At 58.5% G+C, this 21,964-nt stretch carries 21 protein-coding genes; 12 read left to right on the top strand and 9 right to left on the bottom strand.

The window, feature by feature from the left end:
- Nucleotides 1–27 precede the first annotated feature (27 nt).
- From ACF8YQ_RS10900 to ACF8YQ_RS10880, 5 genes are all read right to left on the bottom strand, one after another.
- Nucleotides 28–534, bottom strand: a complete 507-nt coding sequence (locus tag ACF8YQ_RS10900) for a hypothetical protein (RefSeq protein ID WP_396621380.1) — start codon at nt 532–534, stop codon at nt 28–30.
- 97 nt (nt 535–631) lie between these two features.
- Nucleotides 632–2,401, bottom strand: coding sequence for a sodium:solute symporter family protein (locus ACF8YQ_RS10895; protein ID WP_396621379.1), 1,770 nt, complete (start codon nt 2,399–2,401; stop codon nt 632–634).
- A gap of 6 nt (nt 2,402–2,407) precedes the next feature.
- Nucleotides 2,408–2,671 carry a DUF4212 domain-containing protein gene (locus tag ACF8YQ_RS10890; protein ID WP_058090360.1) on the bottom strand — a complete coding sequence of 88 codons (264 nt, stop codon included), beginning with the start codon at nt 2,669–2,671 and terminating at the stop codon, nt 2,408–2,410.
- A 210-nt stretch (nt 2,672–2,881) separates the two neighbouring features.
- Nucleotides 2,882–3,589, bottom strand: coding sequence for a PolC-type DNA polymerase III (locus ACF8YQ_RS10885; protein WP_224851674.1), 708 nt, complete (start codon nt 3,587–3,589; stop codon nt 2,882–2,884).
- A gap of 15 nt (nt 3,590–3,604) precedes the next feature.
- Nucleotides 3,605–5,521, bottom strand: a complete 1,917-nt coding sequence (locus tag ACF8YQ_RS10880) for a putative nucleotidyltransferase substrate binding domain-containing protein (protein WP_224851673.1) — start codon at nt 5,519–5,521, stop codon at nt 3,605–3,607.
- A gap of 182 nt (nt 5,522–5,703) precedes the next feature.
- On the opposite strand from ACF8YQ_RS10880, the gene smrA reads away from it, so the two are divergent.
- From smrA to ACF8YQ_RS10840, 8 genes are all read left to right on the top strand, one after another.
- Nucleotides 5,704–6,285, top strand: coding sequence for a DNA endonuclease SmrA (gene smrA, locus ACF8YQ_RS10875; protein ID WP_224851672.1), 582 nt, complete (start codon nt 5,704–5,706; stop codon nt 6,283–6,285).
- Nucleotides 6,286–6,338: 53 nt separating this feature from the next.
- Nucleotides 6,339–6,530: a hypothetical protein gene (locus ACF8YQ_RS10870; RefSeq protein ID WP_396621378.1), complete on the top strand. Its 192-nt coding sequence runs from the start codon at nt 6,339–6,341 to the stop codon at nt 6,528–6,530.
- Nucleotides 6,531–6,589: 59 nt separating this feature from the next.
- The gene (locus tag ACF8YQ_RS10865) at nt 6,590–7,078 is read left to right on the top strand and encodes a (2Fe-2S)-binding protein (RefSeq protein WP_396621377.1); all 489 of its coding nucleotides are present in this window, start codon (nt 6,590–6,592) and stop codon (nt 7,076–7,078) included.
- A 1-nt stretch (nt 7,079) separates the two neighbouring features.
- The gene (locus ACF8YQ_RS10860) at nt 7,080–9,278 is read left to right on the top strand and encodes a molybdopterin cofactor-binding domain-containing protein (RefSeq protein WP_396621376.1); all 2,199 of its coding nucleotides are present in this window, start codon (nt 7,080–7,082) and stop codon (nt 9,276–9,278) included.
- Between the two features lie 89 nt (nt 9,279–9,367).
- Nucleotides 9,368–9,994 (top strand): methylthioribulose 1-phosphate dehydratase, encoded by a 627-nt coding sequence (locus ACF8YQ_RS10855; protein WP_022991682.1) that lies wholly within the window; start codon nt 9,368–9,370, stop codon nt 9,992–9,994.
- Nucleotides 9,991–10,548: an acireductone dioxygenase gene (locus ACF8YQ_RS10850; protein ID WP_011784424.1), complete on the top strand. Its 558-nt coding sequence runs from the start codon at nt 9,991–9,993 to the stop codon at nt 10,546–10,548. The genes ACF8YQ_RS10855 and ACF8YQ_RS10850 overlap by 4 nt, the downstream gene beginning before the upstream one ends.
- On the top strand, nt 10,548–11,240 hold the full coding sequence (gene mtnC, locus ACF8YQ_RS10845) for an acireductone synthase (RefSeq protein ID WP_396621375.1): 693 nt from the start codon (nt 10,548–10,550) through the stop codon (nt 11,238–11,240). Before ACF8YQ_RS10850 ends, mtnC begins: the two co-directional genes overlap by 1 nt.
- A gap of 10 nt (nt 11,241–11,250) precedes the next feature.
- A complete protein-coding gene (locus ACF8YQ_RS10840) occupies nt 11,251–12,312 on the top strand; it encodes a DUF3080 domain-containing protein (RefSeq protein WP_396621374.1) in 1,062 nt (353 codons plus the stop codon).
- 13 nt (nt 12,313–12,325) lie between these two features.
- Here ACF8YQ_RS10840 and ACF8YQ_RS10835 read toward each other — a convergent pair whose 3' ends face one another.
- Genes ACF8YQ_RS10835 through arsC form a run of 4 tightly spaced genes read right to left on the bottom strand, consistent with a single transcriptional unit; the run spans nt 12,326 to nt 15,534 of the window.
- Nucleotides 12,326–14,131 (bottom strand): GspE/PulE family protein, encoded by a 1,806-nt coding sequence (locus ACF8YQ_RS10835; protein ID WP_396621373.1) that lies wholly within the window; start codon nt 14,129–14,131, stop codon nt 12,326–12,328.
- 26 nt (nt 14,132–14,157) lie between these two features.
- Nucleotides 14,158–14,517 carry a DUF2069 domain-containing protein gene (locus ACF8YQ_RS10830; protein ID WP_014421925.1) on the bottom strand — a complete coding sequence of 120 codons (360 nt, stop codon included), beginning with the start codon at nt 14,515–14,517 and terminating at the stop codon, nt 14,158–14,160.
- Between the two features lie 36 nt (nt 14,518–14,553).
- The gene (gene wrbA / locus ACF8YQ_RS10825; protein WP_396621372.1) at nt 14,554–15,165 is read right to left on the bottom strand and encodes an NAD(P)H:quinone oxidoreductase; all 612 of its coding nucleotides are present in this window, start codon (nt 15,163–15,165) and stop codon (nt 14,554–14,556) included.
- 15 nt (nt 15,166–15,180) lie between these two features.
- Nucleotides 15,181–15,534 (bottom strand): arsenate reductase (glutaredoxin), encoded by a 354-nt coding sequence (arsC, locus tag ACF8YQ_RS10820; RefSeq protein WP_023011378.1) that lies wholly within the window; start codon nt 15,532–15,534, stop codon nt 15,181–15,183.
- 67 nt (nt 15,535–15,601) lie between these two features.
- Here arsC and ACF8YQ_RS10815 point away from each other — a divergent pair, with 67 nt between their 5' ends.
- From ACF8YQ_RS10815 to tilS, 4 genes are all read left to right on the top strand, one after another.
- Nucleotides 15,602–16,078: a TlpA disulfide reductase family protein gene (locus ACF8YQ_RS10815; RefSeq protein WP_224851663.1), complete on the top strand. Its 477-nt coding sequence runs from the start codon at nt 15,602–15,604 to the stop codon at nt 16,076–16,078.
- Between the two features lie 2 nt (nt 16,079–16,080).
- Nucleotides 16,081–19,563, top strand: a complete 3,483-nt coding sequence (gene dnaE, locus ACF8YQ_RS10810) for a DNA polymerase III subunit alpha (protein ID WP_396621371.1) — start codon at nt 16,081–16,083, stop codon at nt 19,561–19,563.
- Between the two features lie 102 nt (nt 19,564–19,665).
- Complete coding sequence (gene accA, locus ACF8YQ_RS10805) at nt 19,666–20,619, top strand: acetyl-CoA carboxylase carboxyl transferase subunit alpha (RefSeq protein ID WP_396621370.1); 954 nt, start codon at nt 19,666–19,668, stop codon at nt 20,617–20,619.
- On the top strand, nt 20,603–21,940 hold the full coding sequence (gene tilS, locus ACF8YQ_RS10800) for a tRNA lysidine(34) synthetase TilS (RefSeq protein WP_396621369.1): 1,338 nt from the start codon (nt 20,603–20,605) through the stop codon (nt 21,938–21,940). Before accA ends, tilS begins: the two co-directional genes overlap by 17 nt.
- The last annotated feature ends 24 nt before the right edge of the window (nt 21,941–21,964 follow it).

Raw genomic sequence — 21,964 nt, 5'->3', positions numbered from 1 at the left:
GGGGTCTTGTTATCCGCTCCTGTGGTCTCAGCTTCTGCAAATGATGGTATAGAGTGGATCGTCGCTCTCCAGCAACTTCATGTTATCTACTCTCGGCGCCCCGTCGGAACCCAGTGGTACCAGCTCCCGGCTGCCACAGTTAATGAGATGAATCCGGTGCGAAACCGCATCGGTGACCGTCTGCTCGAAACGATAAAGGGTGAAGCGAACAATGTTCTGATCACCGGTATCACGGCTGATACTTTCCTTGTCGACCGCAGAGAATGAGGTCACGTAGGGAAACACAAAGGTCCAGGGGCGAAAGAAAATTCTCTCCTGTTCGGTGGCCACAACCACAGCTTCATCCGGCAGCATGGCTCGTTTGTGGTCATACCAGGTGTATTCTCCATAGATCAGATATCCCAGCATGCCCGCACCGGCAAAGACCGGAATCAGCCACTTCGGGGCTTTTTTGGCGGTGGCCGCGCGAATACCCATGGCGATGCCAGCGGCACCAAGACCGCAAAAAACGGTGGCTACAAAAGTCCAGAACATACAACGGTTTCCTCAAAAAAGAACGGGCTCCCTCACTGAGGAAGCCCGTTCGGTTTCAACCTGTCATCAGGTGCGATGAATCAGATTGTCTTTCGCTTCAGTGATCCTGGGCAGTACCGGCACCACGCGGGTAGCGGACGCTTTCAACCAGTTCCTGAATTTCAACGGGCGGCTCTGCAGTCACCTTGGATACTCCGAAGGCTACCGCAAAGTTGACGATCGCACCAATGGCACCGATAGACAGCGGGGAAATACCCAGCACCCAGTTCTCGGGAGTGTCTGCCAGATTGTTGGTGCCCGGGATGAAGAACCAGCCTTTGTACACGAAGATGTACACCAGAGTGAAGATCAGGCCGGACAGCATGCCCAGAGTCGCGCCCACGTTGTTTACGCGTTTGGAGAAGATACCCATCATCAGTGCCGGGAACAGCGAGGCAGCCGCAATACCGAAGGCAAGGGCAACCACCTGAGCCGCGAACCCTGGCGGGTTCGCACCGAGATAGGTGGCGACCACAATGGCAACGGCCATGGATATCCGGGCAGCCATCAGTTCGCCCTTATCACTGATACTGGGGTTGAATCGTCCCTTGATAAGGTCGTGACTCACCGCCGAGGAAATCGCCAGCAGCAGGCCGGCGGCTGTCGACAGCGCGGCTGCAAGACCACCGGCTGCGATCAGGCCAATGACCCAGCCTGGCAGGTTGGCGATTTCGGGGTTGGCCAGTACCAGGATGTCGTTGTTAACAACCATCTCGTTGCCTTCCCAGCCGCGCTCGGAAGCGGTCGCTGCAAAGTCAGGGTTTTTGTCGTTGTAAATCTGGATGCGGCCGTCGTTGTTCTTGTCCTCGTAGGTGATCAGGCCAGTCTGCTCCCAGGTCTGGATCCAGCTCGGACGCTCATCGTACTCGATGGGCTGAGCCTGGGTACCTTCTGGATAGATGGTGGTCATCAGGTTCAGACGAGCCATGGAAGCAACCGCAGGAGCAGTCAGGTACAGCAGGGCGATGAAGACCAGTGCCCAGCCGCCGGACCAGCGTGCGTCAGCAACCTTGGGAACGGTGAAGAAACGGATGATTACGTGCGGCAGACCGGCAGTACCAATCATCAGGGACAGGGTGAACAGAACCATGTTCAGTTTGTTGTCCACATCCGCGGTGTATTCCCGGAAGCCGAGGTCAGTCACCACCTGGTTCAGCTTGTCCAGCAGTGGCAAGCCAGAGTCGGTATGGGTAGAGAACATACCCAGTCCCGGAATCGGATTGCCGGTCAGCTGCAGGGAGATGAACACAGCCGGAATGGTGTAAGCGATGATCAGTACGCAGTACTGGGCAACCTGGGTATAGGTGATGCCTTTCATACCGCCGAGTACGGCGTAGATGAAAACAACCACAGAGGCAATGATCAGACCGGTAGTGGCATCCACTTCCAAGAAGCGGGAGAAGGCCACACCAGCGCCAGCCATCTGGCCGATTACATAGGTGACGGAAGCCACAATCAGACAGATAACCGCCACCAGGCGGGCGTTAGCGCTGTAGTAACGGTCGCCGATAAACTCGGGCACCGTGAACTTGCCGAACTTACGCAGGTAAGGGGCCAGCAGCATGGCCAGCAGCACGTAACCACCGGTCCAGCCCATCAGGAAGGTGGAGTTGGCATAACCACCGGCGGCAATCAGGCCCGCCATGGAAATGAAAGACGCTGCAGACATCCAGTCGGCACCGATCGCCATACCGTTGGTGACCGGGTGAACGCCGCCGCCGGCAACGTAGAAATCACTGGTGCTTCCGGCTTTCGCCCAGATAGCAATCAGGATGTAGAGGAGGAACGAACCCCCCACGAAGATCAGGTTAATTGCAAACTGGCTCATGGGTTCTTACTCCTCGTGTACGCCGAATTGCTCGTCGATTTTGTTCATGCGCCAGGCATAGAAGAAAATCAGGGCAATGAAGGTAAGAATTGAGCCTTGCTGGGCGAACCAGAAGCCCAGATCGGTGCCGCCTACGGGGATTCCCGCCAGCATCGGGCGTAACAGAATAGCGAAGCCGTAAGATACCAGGGCCCAGATAATCAGGCTCCCGAATATCAGGCGTAGATTCGCCTTCCAGTAGTTTTCAGCGTCGTAGCTATGACCTGACATACAATCACTCCTGTATTGTTGTTGTGGAGATTGGGTGTTTTTTTGGTGAGGTGTTGCGGATAGAGAATTTATTATTCATGTAGTACTTCTCCGACTTGTTGTCTCCTCCGACTTTACCCGTCAATGGATTTATGGATATTGGCAAATGGTCTAACTCTCAGTAACTTGCCTTGTATTTGGTCAAGGACATGGCCGGTAGATTCTGTTCCGCTAATAGCGGTGCATATGCTGTAAACGGCGTTGATAATGCAGCTTTTCACTGAGTTCTTTGAGAGTTTTGACGTCGTTTTTCCGGGCTTTATTGAGAGCAATCAGCGCCAGTTCTGCGGTCACCAGCGCATCGGCTGCGGCGTGATGCCGTTCACTGATTTCCAGACCGAATACATCCGCCCAGTCGTCCAGACCGCGCCCTTTGATCGTTGCTTTCGGGAAGAACGCTGGCATCAGCTCGGCAACATCCATCCAGACGTGGGGCAGGGTGTAGCCCAACTGGCTTTTCAGCGTCTTTTCGAGGAACTTCTGGTCGAAGGCGGAGTGGTAGGCAAGAATCGGATCCCCGTTCATCCATTCCAGAAGGTAGAGTAGTGCATCCTGGGTTTCGTAGCCCTGAGTCAGGGCTTCTGGGCCGATGCCATGGATCAGCACGGTTTCCCGGATGTCCAGTTCAGGGCGACGCAGAATCAGGTCAAACTGGTCATTCAGGTGGATGACACCACCTTCGATGGCAACCGCTCCGATGGCAATCACTTCATCTTTGGACGCGTTCAGGCCGGTGGTCTCAAGGTCAAGGACAATCAGCCGGCTCCGGGACAAGGGCTGGTCGCCAACCGTTTTCGGGCTGGGCAGATTGGCGGCATCGTGATCGCCGACTGTTCCGCCGCGCCTTCTGGCCAGCCACTGTTTGATGTGTTCCAGCATGATCTGTGTGCGGGCCTATAGTTGATACGTAACTTCGAGTTTCTGCTGGAGCCGCTGGGCCTGGCGGAAAGACTCGCGAAGTATGCGCCGGTCCAGAGGATTCAGATCGTCCGGATCGATGTAATTGGTCAGTTCCTCCCCCCGGTCGAGCATTTCCTGATGAGCGCGCATGCGGATGGCCTGAATCAGACTGTAGGCTTCCTTCCAGGCGTTGGCATCCTTGGCGTCAAAGATGTCCTTTCTGGCCAGGGCGTCAATTCGCTCCAGGGTATTGGCGGCTGCCACCCCGTGAGCCAGCGCGAACACCCGCACGGATTCCACAAAAGGTGCCAGCCCCTGACGTTTAAGGTCCAGCGAGTGCTTCTTCTCGTCGTTCAGATAGCGGAAGTTCCGGAACATGGTCAGGGGCGGTTTTCGCTGCAGGGCGTTGCCGGCGAGCATTTTCTGGAACAGAGCGTTCTTGCGGATGCGTTGAAGCACCTTCTCCAGCAGGCGATGGAGCGGCTCAGTCGGGCCAAAGACCGCTCTCATGTCCAGGAATATGGATGAGTAGACCAGGTTCTGCGGGGTAGAAGCATCAATAAAGCGGATAAACCAGTCGTCCCATTCCCGGTCACTCAGGCAGAGTTTGGGATTGCTGGCCATGATGTTGCCTTTGCACAGGGTAAATCCGCACTCCGCCAGTTCATCGTTGACCTTGCGGGCAAAGGGCAGCAGTTTTTCACGCACCTGGTCTTCGGTCATGCCCTCTGGCGTCTCGAACAGAATGCCGTTGTCCTGGTCGGTAAGCAGGGTCTGCTCCTGGCGGCCCTCACTGCCGAAGGTAAGCCAGGTAAACGGAATGCCGGGGTCGTTCTTCTTGAGGTTGAGTTCGAGTACCCTGCGCACGGTGACATCGTTCAGGGTGGTAATGATCTTCACGACCTGCCCGGAATCCGCGCCGTGGGCCAGCATGGCATCGACCAGCCTCGAGACATCGGAGCGAAGGCTGACCAGAGTGCGCAAGTGGGTGGCTGTGCCGATGGTTCGAGCCAGGTTGACCAGATCCACTCGCTGCAGGGAGAACAGATCCCGCTCGGATACCACGCCAATCAGGCGGTCCTCTTCGTCGACCACACACAGATGGGCAAAATGGTGTTCCGCCATCAGCATCGCCGCCTCAAAGGCGTCTGCCGTGGCGGGCAGGCGACAGGGATTGCCCGTCATCACCTGACGAATGGGCGTGTCGAGGGGGCCTTTTTCCTCAGCAATCATGGTGCGCAGGTCGCGCAGCGTGAAAATGCCGGTGGGATGGCGGTTGTCATCGGTGATGATGATGCTGCCCACGTTATTTTCGTGCATTCGGGCTACGGCCTTGCGAACCGGCAGATCCGGTGAGCAGACAATCGGGTTGCGCAGCGCGTAGCGCTCCAGGGGGGTGTCCAGGCTGTTGCTGGAGCCAATGGAAGCCATGGCCTTGGACTGGATACGCTGATTGACCTGATCCAGCAGGCTGCTTACGCCCCGCAAGCAGAAATCGCGAAAGGGTTCGCTCTCGGAAAACAGGGTGATGAAGGCTTTCTGTTCGATACTTAGGCAGAATGTGTCGCCGGAAGCCCTGTGCAGGGTTCGGGTTGGGCGCTCGCCAATCAGTGCCGCGAGCGGAAAGCACTCGCCCTGGCTGATTTCAAAGGTGGTTTCTGCCCGGTCTTCTTTTTCATTGTGGCGCTCACCCCGGATACGTCCCTGCTTGACCACATAAAACCGCTTGACCACTCCATCGTCGGGCGAGAGTACTTCGTCGCCATCGGCGTAAAACCTCAGGGTCGCATGCTCGGCAAAATGGGCCAGATGGGTGTCGTCCATGCTGGAGAACGGGGCATGTTCCCTCAGGAATGACATAATCGCTCGGGTGTTCTGGGGGCGGGTAGTGTCCTGATTTGCTGCGGCCATATCGTGATCCGTAAGCTTGGGAGCCAGGTACAGGGGAGCTCCATCATTATTATTCTCCGCTTGCAGTGTAGTTCAGCGGAACCCGGAGGGGCTCTACGATTTTCGTCGCAGAGCTTTTCTTTATGGTAGACCGGCGCGGTGATAGAGTTCTGATACTCGTCAAACCGGAATCAGTTAGTGTCATGACCAGTAAAGATGAACGCCTTGCCTTCCTCGAAGAAATGAAGGATGTGCAGCGGATACGCAAACCCAATCGGGCCGAGGTATCGGTGCCCAAGGAGCTGACGCCCGGGCACCTTGAACGCCAGAGGGCGGCGGTTGAAAAAACGGTGCGAGACCTGAACCCGCTGACATCCGATATGGTAGAGCCGCTAACGGCACACGACATTCTCAGCTGGCAACGCCCAGGCGTTCAGCACGGGGTTTTCCGCAAGCTGCGTCTTGGTCAGTACCCGATCGAGGCCCGGCTGGATCTGCATCGCATGACGGTGGAAGAAGCCCGCCGGGAAGTGTTCGGTTTTATCAACGATTGCGTACATTACGGTTTGCGCTCGGTGATCATCCTGCACGGCAAGGGCGAACGCAATCCCGATGGCATCGCCCAGCTCAAAAGCTACCTGGCGAAGTGGTTGCCGGAGCTGGATAACGTTCTGGCCTTCCATTCGGCAAAGAAACACCACGGTGGCACCGGCGCGGTTTACGTAATGGTCAGGAAAAACGATCGGGAAAAGCAGCATAATCGGGAAATCCATGGTTCCAGATAAGGAATCGTCTGGTTCATTCGCTACGACGGAAACACTGAATCGGGAGAATTGCGATGCGTTTGATTTTTGTGGCTCTGATCTCTGTTCTGGCACTGGCCGGCTGTAAAGACCGGGTAATCTGGAACGACAATGGCAAAGTGGAAAGTGCCACCCAGAACCGTGAAGTCTGGGATTCCAACGGCAAGCTGGAAACCGGTGAGCGCAAGATCTGGGTAAACAAGGATGGTGAAGACGTCGTCAAGTAAAGGCGTGGCGGTAAAACGCGCCGAACCTGCCAAAACAATAACATGATGAGGAGCATGGAATGGCTTTCACGCTGACTGTGAACGGTCGCCAGCATTCGCTGGATGTCGAGCCCGATACCCCGTTGTTATGGGTGCTGCGGGATGAACTGGGGCTGAAAGGGACCAAGTTTGGCTGCGGTGCAGGCCTTTGTGGCGCCTGCACTGTGCACCTGAACGGTCAACCCACCCGTTCCTGCTCTACACCGGTGGAGATGGCCGAAGGTGCCGAAATCACCACCATCGAAGGCCTGTCCGCTGATGGCGAGTTGCATCCGTTACAGAAAGCCTGGGTGGAACAGGGGGTGCCCCAGTGTGGTTATTGCCAGTCTGGCCAGATCATGACGGCCGCGCACCTGCTGGCCAACAACCCCTCTCCGGATCGCGAACAGATCGTCACCGCCATGACCGGCAACCTGTGTCGCTGCGGCACCTATCCTCGCATTGTGGCTGCGGTTGAGTCCGTCGCCGGTGGTGTGGGTCAGTACCAGCCGGCCGAGGAGGATGCGTAATATGGCGATGAATCGACGGGATTTCCTGAAGGTCAGCACCTCGGCTTCCGGTGGACTGCTATTGGCGCTGAATCTGCCTGGTTGTGCCTCCGTGCAAACCGGCTATGAGCCTGAAACCGGGGAATGGAAACCGAACGCCTGGCTGGAACTCACCCGGGACAACGACATTATTTTCACCCTCGATCGGGTTGAGATGGGCCAGGGCACCTACACCGGCCTTACCACTTTGATAGCGGAGGAGCTGGATGTAGCGCCGGAGGCCATTCGCGTGGAATTTGCCCCGGTTGCTCCCGGGTACCATAACCCGTTGTTCGGGCTCCAGCTTACCGGTGGCAGCACCAGTGTCGCCTCCAGTTGGCAGCCCCTACGGGAGGCCGGAGCTTCGGCGCGACTGATGCTGGTGATGGCCGCCGCCCGGGTTTGGCGGGTCGAGCCGGGACAATGCAAAACGGAGGGCGGGTATGTACGCCACCCCAACGGCCTGGATTCCATGCCCTATGGCAAACTGGTGGAGTTGGCGGACAAAGAGGTGATCCGTGGTGATGTGCCCCTGAAACCCCGCTCCCAGTGGAAATACATCGGTCAGCAGGCCGGAAGGCTGGATGCCGAGGCCAAGTCCACCGGCCAGGCGGTTTACGGGATAGATGTAGAACTGCCGGATATGGTGTACGCGGTCATGACCCGAAGCCCCAGACATGGCGGATTGGTGGTTGGTTTCAATCGCGATCAGATTCGGGCCATGCCGGGCGTGCTTGATGCCTTCGTGACCGAGCGCGGCGTGGCCGTAGTGGCAGATCGCTACTGGCGAGCCCGCAAGGCACAGGAAGCGCTAGAGGTTGAGTGGGATTTTTCCGAGGCCGTCGGGTTATCCCATCCGGAAGTGTTTGAACACTACCGTCAGACTGCCAGTGACGATCCCGGCGAGGACGAACGGGTGGACGGTGATCCCGAGGCCGTTCTGGAAACGACGGGTACCCTGGTGGAGGCTGAATACGAGCAGCCGTACCTGGCCCATGCCACCATGGAACCGATGAATGCGACCGCCTGGTACCGGGACGGTGGCATGGAAGTCTGGGCACCGACTCAGGCCCCGGACCTGGGCCGCATAGCCGCGGCACGACACACCGATCTTGCTCCGGATGACGTGACCATCCACACCACCTTTCTGGGCGGTGGCTTCGGTCGCAGATTGACCCAGGACTACATTGAGGAAGCGGCGCTGGTCGCCTACCGGGTGAAGGTGCCGGTCAAACTGATCTGGTCCCGGGAAGAAGACACCCGCCATGGCTTTTTCCGGCCGGCTATGTTGCATCGCATGACGGCCAGCCTGGAGGATGGTCAGTTGACGGGCTGGGATCACCAGATTGTTGGGCCGCAGATCCTCGACTGGTACGTCCGGAATGCCGCACCAGCCCAGTACCCCTGGGCACCAAAGTTCCTGTACAGCACATTGGGCCGGGTTGGCCTGATGGTTGAAGGCATCGCGACCCCGAAAGATATTTCGGCCATTGAGGGCGCCATTGGCTATCCCTACGCGGTACCCAATGTCCGGGTTCGGCATACCCATACCGACCCCGGCGTGCCGATTACCTGGTGGCGGTCCGTGGGCTATTCCCACAATGGTTTCGCGGTTGAGACCTTTATGGATGAACTCGCCAGCCAGGCCAACGAAGACCCGGTCAGTTTCCGGCTGAAACTGCTGGAGAGCGAGCCCCGTCATCGCCGGGTTCTGGAGCGGGCTGCCGAGCTGGCGGGCTGGAGCCGGCCGGCGCCAGAGGGCAGGGCGCGGGGAGTGGCTCTGTTCAAGAGCTTCGGTACCTATGTTGCCCAGGTGGTGGAAGCCGGTATTGAGCAGGGCGAGATTCGCGTTCACAAGGTGACGTGCAGTGTTGACTGTGGCCAGGTGGTGAACCCGCGAATTGTCGAGGATCAGATGACCGGCGGTATTGTCTTTGGCCTGACCGCGGCGCTGAATGGGAAAATTACCCTGGACGGCGGCGAGGTACAGCAAAGTAACTTCCACGATTATCGCCTGCTGCAGATGCATCAGGTACCGGAGATGGTGGTGGATATTGTCGATAGCGATGAGCCGCCCACCGGTGTGGGTGAACCTGGCGTACCCCCGGTGATTCCGGCCCTGGGTAACGCCTTGTATGCGCTGACCGGAAAACGACAGCGCAATCTGCCCCTCAAAGCCTGAGCGGAATCGGTTTTACCCGGGCTGGGGTGGTTCTATAATGGCGCCAGATTCGCGCCCGGGCAGGGCTCGTACCAACCCGGAGGATGCCTGTGTTTGATGTAACCCGCTACGCCACCGCCGCTCAATCCATCGTCGAGGCCGGCCGCTTTCTCTACGATCGCGGCTGGTCGCCCGCCACCAGCAGCAATTATTCGGCCCGTATCGATGGCGATCATGTGGCAATTACGGTATCTGGCCGGCACAAGGGCCAGTTGGGCGCAGGCGACGTCATGGTGGTGGATCTGCATGGCCAGGCGGTGCAAAGCGATTGCCGCTCGTCGGCAGAAACCCTTCTGCACACGGTGATCTATCAGCTTTATCCCGAGGTTGGCGCCGTTCTGCATACCCACTCGGTCAAGGCTACCGTGCTTAGCCGCCTGATCCCGGCGGGGCAGGCACTGGAGCTGGAAGGCTATGAATTACAGAAAGCCTTCAATGGCGTGCAAACCCATGAGGGTAAGCTGATTGTTCCCGTGTTCGACAACACCCAGGATATTCCGGCACTGGCTGAGGAAACCCGGGACTGGTTTGCGCGGCACCCGGAACAGCCTGGATACCTTATCCGCGGCCATGGTCTTTACACCTGGGGCCGCACCATGGCCGATTGCCTGCGCCATATTGAAGCGTTTGAATTTCTTTTTGAATGTGAACTCGAAACCATGAGGGTACGCCGATGACCACCCTGAGCATTTTTCATCAGAACCAGCCCGAGCAGGCCCAGACGGTCGTAACAGACCCGGACACCATCCGGAATAAACTGAGTGCCCACGGTGTGCATTTCGATCGTTGGGCAACCCGCGATCTGCCGGCCGATGCCACTCAGGAGGAGATTCTTGAGGCCTATGCCGACGAAGTGGCACGGCTGAAGCAGGATTGGGGGTTTCAGACCGCCGACGTGGTCAGCCTGACCGCGGATCATCCCCAGAAAGACGCGTTCCGTCAGAAGTTTCTGGATGAGCACACCCACAGCGAGGATGAAGTGCGTTTCTTCGTTCGTGGTCAGGGATTGTTTTACCTGCACTTCGGCGACCAGGTATACGCACTGCTGTGCGAGAAGAATGACCTGATCAGTGTACCTGACGGCACCCGGCACTGGTTTGATATGGGGCCGGAGCCTGAGTTCACCTGTATCCGGCTGTTCAGCAACCCGGAAGGCTGGGTGGCGAGCTTTACCGGTGAGGATATTGCCTCCCGGCTGCCCCGATATGAGAGCCTGGCGGGAGGGGCCTGATGATTCGAGTGATTCTGACGGACATTGAGGGCACCACCAGTTCGATCTCGTTCGTGCACGATGTCCTGTTTCCCTACGCCAGCGAGCACCTGCCAGGGTTTATCCGGGCCAACCACCACACCCTGCCGGCGGTGGCGGAACAGCTGGCGCGGGTGGCAGAGATCAGTGGTACTGACCCGAAAGATATCGATGGCCTGATTGATGTGCTGCAAGGGTGGATTGCCGAAGATCGCAAGGAGGGCTCACTCAAGGCTCTGCAAGGCATGGTCTGGGAGCAGGGCTATCATAGTGGTGAGCTGAAAGGCCATATCTATCCGGATGCCGCGGATTATCTCAAGCGCTGGCATGATCGGGGCCTGAGACTGTTCGTATATTCCTCCGGATCCGTCAAGGCCCAGAAGTTGATCTTCGGCCACAGCAATGAAGGCGACTTCACGGTTTTCTTCTCCGGCTATTTTGACACGGCCGTCGGGGGCAAAAAGGAGTCCCAGTCCTATCGCAACATTCTTGCGGAACTGGGAGTTGATGCGGGCACTGTATTGTTTCTGTCCGATGTTGAGGAAGAACTGCGTGCTGCCGAGGACGCCGGCCTGAAAACCGCCTGGCTGGTACGAGAAGGCGAACTGCCGGATACCGCCCGGGTCGTGGCCAGGGAATTTTCGGAGGTTGATGCGCTTTTGCGCAAACGATAGGAGGTGATTCATGCCCGGGCGCCGCTGGTATTCATGGCTGTTGCCGGGTGTGTGTGCGCTGAGCCTGGTAGGCTGCAATCCCTTTTCAGACGCTGAATCCCTCACCGATGAGTATCTGGAACGTTTGGCCCGGGTGCTCGATACCGCGCCCGTTACCAGGGCAGAGCTGCCCGCCGCCTCCATTCCCCCCAGGCGGCGGGAGCGTATGCTGGCCCTGCCGGAGCTGGATCTGGGCATGCTGGATTTTCTGTCGCTGTACGGCTGCGAGCTCCAGTATGTGGTGGGCGAACGCAATTCCGTGATGGGCAAGGTGATGCAGCCCATCAATCAGTTACGCTATGAGACTCGTTTTATCCGTGCCGCGGAGGCCTGTCTGCCCGAGGTAGACGACGAGGAACTGACAGACGCCCTGGAATCCGCCATTGAAAGCAAGCGGGGCAGTCTGCCGCTGGCTGTCTGGAATGCCACCTGGGGCACCGAGGAAGTAGAGCGCCAGTTTACCCTGTCCAAAGGGTATTATCCGGTGGCGGAAACGGGCAATCCTGCATCGGATCTGGTCAGGGATCTGCAACGGCTGAACCGCCAGGTGGAAGCCTTACTGGCTCAGAAGCTTGAGATCTCCCTGGAGAATCTCGGCCAGATCCATCAGCGCTGGCAGGCGGATGTGCTGGCGGGCCAGACCATTAACAGTGCCCGATTGCTGATCAGCACCCTGAATGCCGGCACCGAGCTACTCGGCAGTCGACTGGAGGACAGGCCGCTGTGTCTCAACGGCCAGCCCAATAACCAGTCGGAGATTGTCCAGAATTTCTTCTTCAGTATCTATATCGAGAAAATTCAGCCTTACATGAGTGACGTCAGCCGGGCCAGGGATTCGCTGATTGCGGGCTTTGCCGAACTTGCCCGACAGCAGCGAGCGGTGATGCCGGAGAGTTTTGTGCCCTGGTACCAGCGCCACCTGGCAACCGATACCCCGGATAGCCTCTGGCAGGAACTGGATCAGGCCATGATGCGCCATACCCGGCACTGGCAGGATCTTCTGGGGCAGTGCGGGCTTCGTCCAGGCGCGTGACAGGACACTGTCCTCAGCGCTGACTTTCCGGCGTTACTCTCAGAATTTCCTCAACCGTGGTCAGTCCGGCTGCTACCTTCTGGGCGCCACTGAGCCGAAGCGACTTCATGCCTTCTTTGTAGGCATCCAGCCGAAGCTGTTCCAGCTCGCAGCGATCGGTGATCTGGCGGGTGAGTTTGTCTGACAGTGCCATGATCTCGTATACCCCGGCCCGGCCCAGGTAACCGGTGTTCCGGCACTCCAGGCAGCCGACCGGATGGTGGAACTGCCGGGGCAGCGGCGCCTTCCACGGGCGGGTCAGCGTCTGCCAGGCCTGCGCATCCGGCTCGCCGGGCTGCTTGCAGTGGGGGCAGAGCGTACGCGCCAGTCTCTGAGCCATCACGCCCAGTACCGTGGCCCGGATCAGATAGGGCGGAATGCCCAGCTCCATCAGGCGGGTGATGGCACTGGGTGCATCGTTGGTATGCAGAGTCGACAGAACCAGATGCCCGGTCAGCGCTGCCTGCACCGCCATTTCAGCGGTTTCCAGATCCCGGATCTCGCCAATCATAATGATGTCCGGGTCCTGCCGCAGCAGGGCCCGCACACCATGGGCAAAGGTCAGGTCGATATTGGTTTGCACCTGCATCTGGTTGAACGCGGGCTCCACCATCTCGATCGGATCCTCGATGGTGCAGATGTTGAGCTCTGGAGATGCCAGCTGTTTGAGTGTGGAATACAGTGTGGTGGTTTTACCGGAACCGGTGGGCCCGGTTACCAGCACTATACCGTGGGGCCGCGAGGTCATGGTCTGCCAGCGTTCCCGGTCTTCCTTGCTGAAGCCCAGCTGTTCGAAGGACTTGAGCAGCACCTCCGGGTCAAAAATCCGCATCACCATTTTTTCGCCGAAAGCCGTTGGCATGGTGGCCAGGCGCAGCTCTACTTCGCTGTTGTCGGGTTTGCGGGTTTTGATGCGGCCGTCCTGGGGCCGACGTTTTTCGGCCACGTTCAGGCGCCCGAGGATTTTCAGGCGGCTGGTAACGGCCACGCCAACGTGTTCCGGGAATTCGTAGACATTGTGCAGCACACCGTCGATCCGGAACCGAACCTGAGTAACCGTGCGACGGGGCTCGATGTGAATGTCCGAGGCCCGCTGGTCGAAGGCATATTGCAGCAGCCAGTCAACAATTTTGACCACATGTTGGTCGTTGGCGTCCGGATTTTCGCTGGCGCCCAGGTCCAGTAACTGTTCAAAATTCTGATTGCCGGCACCGCCTGGCGACTGGCCGCCACTGGCCTTGCTGACCGAGCTTGCCAGTTGATAGAACTCGACTGTGTAACGGCGGATATCCTCCGGGTTGGCGACCACCCGGCGAATGTCCTTGCGCACGGCCTGGCGGAGGTTGCTTTCCCATTCCCGCTTGAAAGGTTCTGTGCTGGCAATCACCACCTCATCCGGTGTGATCTCTACCGCGAGAATGCCATGGCGCTGGGCGAAGGCGTAGGACATCACCCGCGCGATGGCCGGAGTGTCGATCTTCAGCGGATCGATATGGTAGTAGTCCTGACCACCCCAGCGCGCAAGCCAATGGGTCAGCCGCTCCAGATCAAGAGTTCGGCCGTCCCGCTGGCTGGTCAGTGCGGCAATTGCCACCAGTTCAAGAGGGTGCCGCTGTGGCGTATGGCCGGCACCGGAGGCGGCACCGAGATTGGCCGTCAGTACTTTTTCAGCATCCTGCTGGGTGATCTCGCCGCTCTCCACCAGCGCTGAGCAGATGTCCCTCAGGGTCAGGGTCTGGCGATGCGGCGGTGCCGGCATGGTCACGGTGTCATTCGCCATCTATGTGCCTCCGGGAGCCATCAGCATCAGTTTGCGACCGGTCGATTGACCTTGAGGTGCACCATGGCAACGGTAAACAACAGGAATGTCAGAATAGTCAGTGTCACCGGGCCAGCCGCGCCCTCCGACAGCCAGGCCGAAACCACGGCCTGAGTGAAGTAGAAGATCACCACAAAGGCCAGCCATATATAACCCCGATTGTGACCGCGGAAGACCGGCACTGCAAAGGCCAGCAGCGGCAGGAGTTTGACGGTCAGCATCAGCGGTATGGAGACGCCCTCGACCGGCGCGGGCCAGAACGTAGTGACCAGCAGGGTGGCGAGCACGGCCAGGTAAAGGGCGATGGTCAGGCGTGCGGTGTTTCTGGCTTTATCGTTGTGGAGCATGGAGCGGTCCGCATTGTGGGTTGTTTGAGGGTTTGGTCAGGCCTGGTTGGCCAGTTTTATGGCCAGTCTGGCAAGCCGTTCACCGAAGGCCTGGCACAGGTTTTTTTCATGGTCACTCAGGGCTTGCTGTTCCCCTGTTCCGGCCCAGTGGGAGGGGCCATACGGCGTGCCACCGGTGGCGGTCTCGTTGAGCGCGCTTTCGGAGTAGGGCAGGCCACACAGCACCATGCCGTGATGCAATAGTGGCATCATCATGGTCAGCAGGGTGGTTTCCTGGCCACCGTGCAGGCTGCCGGTGGAGGTAAAGGCACCAGCCGGTTTGCCGGCCAGTTTGCCGTTGAGCCAGAGGTCGCCGGTGCCGTCCAGAAAGTGCTTGAGTGGTGCTGCCATGTTCCCGAAGCGGGTCGGGCTGCCCAGGGCCAGCCCGGCGCACTCCGCCAGGTCGGCTTTGGTGGCATAGGGTGCTCCCGCATCCGGTACCGGGGGCAGGCTGGCGGCGGTGTCCGGGGAAACCGGTGGAACCGTGCGGATTCTGGCTTCAATGCGTGCCACTCTGGCAACGCCGCGGCCGATCTGGGTGGCCATCTCGGCGGTCTGTCCGTTGCGGCTGTAGTAGAGCACCAGCACAAAGGGAGTTGTTTCTGTCATGGGTAGCCCTGGTAGTCAGAGAATGTCCAGTACGTTTTCTGGAGGCCGGCCGACGGCAGCCTTGCCATTGGCCAGTACAATCGGGCGCTCAATCAGCTTCGGTGTGTTTGCCATGGCACGTATCAGGGCTTCGCGGCTGAGATCCGGGTTGTCCAGCCCTTGTTCCCGGTATTCGGCTTCCTTGGTTCGCATGAGTTCCCTGGGTTCGCAACCAAGCAGATCCAGAATGTGTAGAAGTTCCTGCTCTGTCGGTGGCGTCTCAAGGTAGCGTATAATCTCCGGTTCGATGCCCTTTTGCTGCAACAGTTCCAGGGTCTGGCGTGATTTTGAGCACCTGGGGTTATGGAAAATACGGGTAGCTTCTGTCATGGTCGTGGCCGTTTAACCTATTGATTGCAGACTTTTCAGGGGCGTTAGTCTAACAGGAGGATAACCCTTGCAGTACCCTCATTCCGGGCTCTTTTGTAGTGGCACACGTTGGCTGGCATGGCCGGTACTGATGCTGATGCTGTTGTCAGCTCCAGGTTGTGAAAAGATTGAGCTGGAACGGGCCGACGGCACCCTGGCCAACTGGGACAAGTACCGTGGCCAATGGGTGCTGGTGAATTACTGGGCCGAATGGTGCAAACCCTGCCTGGAGGAAATTCCGGAACTGAACGAGCTGGACAAGGCACCGGATATTGCGGTGCTTGGGGTTAATTTTGATGGCGTTACCGGTGCTCCGCTGGTTGAACTCGGCGAACGTATGGGTATTGAATTTACCATGCTGGCTGCTGATCCCGGGCCCGGGTTTGGTTGGCAGGTACCGATGGCGCTGCCCGCCACCTTCGTTGTGGATCCTGAAGGCACCCTGATTGAGGCCCGGTTCGGGCCCCAGACCGAAGAAGACATCCGAGCACTGATTGGCGAATGACCATGGCAAACACCTTTGTACACCTGCGCGTTCACTCCGAATACTCCATGGTGGATGGCCTGGTTCGGGTCAAGCCGCTGATCGGCCGGGTCGCGGAACTGGGCATGCCGGCGGTTGGCCTGACCGAACAGTCCAATATGTGCTCCCTGGTACGTTTCTACAAGGCCGCCATGGGCGCGGGCGTCAAGCCCATTATCGGCGCCGATATCTGGCTGGAGAATCCGGATGAGCCCGAAAATCCATTCCGGTTGACCCTGCTGGCCCGTGACAACGACGGCTACCTGAACCTTACGGAAATCATTTCACTGGGCTATACCGAAGGCCAACGATACGGCAAGCCGATTGTCCAGAAAGCCTGGCTGGAATCCCGTGCCAAGGGCCTGATTGTGCTGTCCGGCGCCAAGATGGGGGACGTCGGCAAGGCCTTGCTGGCCGGGAAGCCGGAACTGGCCAGGGAGCGTGCAGACTATTGGCGAAATCTGTATCCCGACAGTTATTACCTGGAGTTGCAGCGCACAGGGCGGGCCGGTGATGAGGATTGTCTGCACATGAGTGTGGAGTTGGCAGCTGAGCTCGGTTTGCCGGTGGTGGCGACCAATGACGTTCACTTCCTTGAGGTGGATGATTTTGAAGCCCACGAAGCCCGGGTCTGCATCGGCGAAAGCCGGACTCTGGACGATCCCAGGCGGGATCGTCGGTTCAGCGATCAGCAATATCTGCGCAGCGCCGAGGAAATGATCGAGCTGTTCTCGGACATTCCGGAAGCTGTGGAAAACACCGTGGAAATCGCCAGGCGCTGCTCGGTGAAGGTCCGGATGGGCGAATACTTCCTGCCTAATTATCCGATCCCGGACGGCATGACCATGGACGAATATTTTCGCCATGTGTCGGAAGAAGGACTGGAAGCCCGACTGGCGAAGACCCTGAGCAAGGACGATCCGGAGTATGATCAAAAGCGTGAAGAGTACTACAAGCGCCTGAAGTTCGAGCTGGACATCATTATCCAGATGGGGTTCCCAGGCTACTTCCTGATCGTAATGGACTTCATCAAGTGGGCCAAGAACAACGGCGTGCCAGTAGGGCCAGGCCGGGGTTCCGGTGCCGGCTCGCTGGTGGCGTATGCGCTGCTGATCACGGACCTGGATCCGTTGGAATACGATCTGCTGTTCGAGCGGTTCCTGAACCCGGAGCGGGTCTCCATGCCTGACTTCGACGTCGACTTCTGCATGGAAGGCCGGGACCGCGTCATCGACTACACCGCCCAGAAATACGGCCGGGAAGCGGTATCCCAGATTATTACCTTCGGTACCATGGCCGCCAAGGCGGTGGTCCGTGATGTGGCCCGGGTGCAGGGAAAATCCTATGGCCTGGCAGACAAACTCTCCAAACTGATCCCCTTTGAAGTGGGCATGACCCTGAACAAGGCGATCGAGCAGGAGCCCCAGCTCAAAGAATTCCTGGAGCAGGATGAAGAAGCCCAGGAAATCTGGGAGATGGCTCTGAAGCTGGAAGGCGTGTGCCGCAACGCCGGCAAGCACGCCGGGGGCGTGGTGATCGCACCCACCAAGATCACCGATTTTTCGCCGCTTTACTGTGATGACGAAGGCGGCAGTCTGGTGACCCAATTTGACAAGGGCGATGTGGAAGACGCCGGCCTGGTGAAATTTGACTTTCTGGGCCTGCGAACCCTGACCATCATCAAATGGGCACTGAACATGATCAACCCGCGCCGGCAGCAGCGTGGGGAAGGCGAGCTCGACATCAGCGCGATTCCGCTGGACGACAAGCCCTCTTTTGACATGCTCAAGAAGGCAGAGACCACGGCGGTATTCCAGTTGGAATCCCGGGGTATGAAAGATCTTATCCGCCGCCTGCAACCGGACTCCCTGGAAGACATGATCGCCCTGGTCGCCCTGTTCCGTCCCGGTCCGCTGCAGTCCGGCATGGTGGATGACTTTATTGACCGGAAGCACGGTCGGCAGCCGTTGTCTTATCCGCACCCGGATTACCAGTATCAGGGCCTGAAGCCGGTTCTGGAGCCCACCTACGGGGTTATCCTGTACCAGGAGCAGGTCATGCAGATCGCTCAGGTGATGGCGGGCTATACCCTTGGTGGCGCCGACATGCTGCGCCGGGCCATGGGTAAGAAGAAGCCTGAAGAAATGGCCAAGCAGAAGGCCATCTTCCTGGACGGTTGTGAAAACAACGGCATCGACAAGACGCTGGCGGAAAACATTTTTGACCTGGTGGAGAAGTTCGCCGGTTACGGCTTCAACAAGTCCCACTCCGCCGCCTACGCGCTGGTGTCTTACCAGACTCTGTGGCTGAAAGCCCACTATCCGGCCGAGTTTATGGCCGCGGTACTCACCGCCGATATGCAGAACACCGACAAGGTGGTGACGCTGGTGGAAGAGTGCCGCAACATGAAGCTGGACTTGCTGGTGCCGGACGTCAGCCGGTCCGCTTATACCTTTACCGTTAACGATCAGGGCCAGATTGTGTACGGCCTGGGCGCAATCAAGGGCCTGGGTGAAGGTCCCATCGAGAGCATTGTAGAAGCGGCCAAAGAAGGCCCCTTCCAGGATATCTTTGATTTCTGCCGTCGGGTGGATCTGAAAAAGGTCAACAAGCGGGCCATGGAAGCCCTGATTCGCTCTGGCGCCATGGATAAACTGGGCGCCGACCGTGCCAAGTTGATGGCCAGTATCGACAAGGCCATTCAGCAGGCGGATCAGCAGTCCCGCAACGATGCCGCCGGCATGGTGGACATGTTCGGAGAGATGCTTGAGGGCGGTGGCGATGATGAAGACACCTATGCAGACGTTGCCCACGTTCGGGAGTGGCCGGAGAAAGAGCGCCTGAAAGGCGAAAAGGACACTCTGGGCCTGTACCTTACCGGCCACCCCTTTGATGAATACGAACGGGAAGTGCGTCGGTTTGTCCGTTGCTCCATCGCCGATCTGAAGCCCAACAAATCGCCGCAGCGGGTAGCCGGGCTGGTGGTGGCCCAGCGCACCATGAAGACCAAGACCGGCTCTACCATGTGCTTCATTACTCTGGATGATCGCAGCGCCCGGATCGAGGCTACCCTGTTTTCCGAGGCCTTCTTCGAGAACCGGGAGTTACTGCAGTCGGATCAGGTAATTGTGGTGGAAGGACAGGTCAGCCACGATGATTATTCCGGCCAGATGAAAATGCGGGTCAGCAGCGTGATGGATGTGGCGACCGCCCGTCAGCAGTTCAGCCGGGGTATCAAACTGGCGTTGCGTTCAGAGCAGTTGCAGAATGGACTTCTGGACAAGCTGGACGATACCCTCAGGCCGTTTCGCAGTGAAGGCAGCCCGGTCTGGATTGAGTACCGCAGTGCCGAGGCCAGCACCCGTATTGAACTGGGTGAAAGCTGGCGGGTACAGCCAGACGACACACTGTTGTTCGAGCTGAAGCACCTGGTGGGCGACCAGTCTGTGGAACTGGTCTATGATTAAGACCAATGTCCGCTTTAGCCTTGCCGGCAGCGCTGCTATCTTTGTCCCAAATTCTGGTTTTGGCGGGTTTCGGCCCGCCTGGCAATAAAATGATGGAACATCATGAACCCTAACTACCTGGATTTCGAACAGCCGATCGCCGACCTGGAAGCCAAGATTGAAGAGCTTCGCATGGTGGGTAACGACACCGATATCAATATCACCGACGAAATCAGCCGCCTTAAAAAGAAGAGCATCAGTCTGACCGAGTCGATCTTCTCAGACCTTAAGTCCTGGGACATTGCCCGTCTGGCCCGGCACCCGCGCCGGCCCTACACTCAGGACTATATTGACCTGATCTTCGAGGATTTTGACGAACTGCATGGTGACCGACGCTACGCCGATGATCTGTCGATCATTGGAGGCACCGCCCGCCTGGATAATACGCCGGTCATGATTATCGGCCACCAGAAGGGTCGGGAAGTGCGGGACAAGGTCAAGCGCAACTTCGGGATGCCTCGTCCGGAAGGTTATCGCAAGGCTCTGCGCCTGATGGAAATGGCTGAACGTTTCAAGATGCCGATTCTGACCTTTATCGATACCCCGGGCGCCTATCCCGGTATCGGTGCTGAAGAGCGCGGACAAAGTGAGGCCATCGCGTTCAACCTGGCGGTGATGTCGAGACTGAAAACACCGATTATTTCTACCGTGATTGGTGAAGGCGGTTCCGGTGGCGCACTGGCGATCGGTGTCTGTGACCAGCTCAACATGTTGCAGTACTCCACCTACGCCGTTATTTCTCCGGAAGGCTGTGCCTCCATCCTTTGGAAGAGCGCCGAGTACGCTGCTCAGGCGGCTGAGGCCATGGGCGTTACCGCCGATCGTCTGAAAGAGCTGGGTGTGGCTGATCACGTAATCGATGAGCCGCTGGGCGGCGCTCACCGTAACCCGGAAAAAATGGCGGAAACCCTGAAGAAATCGCTGTCTCAGGGCGTGGCTGAGCTGAGCCGATTGCCGCTGGATGAACTGGTTTCCCGTCGGTACGAGCGTCTTACCCGCTATGACGGCGGGCGGTAACACCGCTCGTCGGGACAACTGGCCCGAAGACCTGCTCGGGCCGGTTCAGAAACTTCCGGCCTGTAAAGAACTCTGGGTCGCCCTGAGCGGCGGCCTGGACTCATCCCTGCTTTTGCATGTTGTTGGGGCTGTTTATCCGGGCGTCAGGGCGTTGCACATCAATCATCAGCTACAGCCCAATCACGACCAGACTGAACGCGCCTGTGTGGAGCTCTGTACGGGATTGGGTGTTGAACTCGAAGTGCGTCGAGTGTCCGTGGATACCGCAGCAGGGAGCCTCGAAGATTCGGCAAGGGCGGCGCGCTATGAGGTCTTCAAGGAGGTTCTGCAAGACGACGACCTTCTGCTGATGGCACACCATGCAGACGACCAGGCGGAAACGGTTCTGTTCCGGCTGCTGCGTGGTACCGGCGTAAACGGTCTGGCCGGAATGCCAACCTCCCGGTCACTCGGGCGAGGGCACCTATACCGGCCCTGGCTTGGCGTAACCCGCAGTCGGTTGGAGCAGGTAGCGCGTGAGCAGGGGGTAAGCTGGACAGAAGACCCCAGCAACCAGAGTGAAGTACACGACCGCAATTATCTGCGGCACTCGGTAATGCCGGGCCTTAAACAGCGTTGGCCGGGTTTGTTGAAACGCGTTGCCCACACTGCCCGGGCCTGTGCGGAGAGTGAAACCCTGAGCCAGCGGCTGGCGGAGTTGCAATGGCAGAGTTGCGGCGATGATAAAGGTCGAATCCGGCTGGCCCCCTTCTCTGCGCTCGGGCAGATTGAACGCCGGAACCTGGTGCGCTGGTGGATTCATGGCCGGGGATTGCCGGTTCCGGCGCTGTCTGGCTGGGACTCAATGCTTGATCAGTTGATTCATGCCGGGCCGGATCGCTCGCCGGAAATTCCTGGAGACGGATTTTATATCCGTCGTTATCGGGATCATCTGTACCTGGTGCATGAGGTCCAGATTCCGGAGGCTCCGAGGTCTTTGTTGCCTGGTCAGATAATGAAGTGGGGGTGGTGGACCCTGCGGCTTGTGCCTGCTTCGCAGAGCACTACAACGGAAGCCTCCTGTCCGGAAATAAGGGTATCTACGAGGCAGGGCGGCGAGCGAATCCGGTTCGGTAGCAATTTACCGTCCCGGTCGTTGAAAACCTGGATGCAGGAGCAGGGCGTACCACCCTGGGAGAGAGCTGCTCTGCCGCTGGTTTCCGAGGTCACGGCGGCTGGAGAGGCATGGATTGCCATTGGCGATTTGTGGTGTTCTGAACAATACTCCGGAGGCGCCAATGCCGCAGGCTGGCGGCTGATTGTGGAGCGGGATTGTGATTGAGTAGAGAGGGGCTTTCTGGTAGTC

The sequence above is a fragment of the Marinobacter sp. W-8 genome (assembly GCF_044342215.1).
In the GTDB taxonomy this organism is placed as follows: domain Bacteria; phylum Pseudomonadota; class Gammaproteobacteria; order Pseudomonadales; family Oleiphilaceae; genus Marinobacter; species Marinobacter nauticus.
The sequence above is the reverse complement of the archived record's forward strand: the minus strand, read 5'-3'. Positions and strand labels throughout refer to the sequence as shown.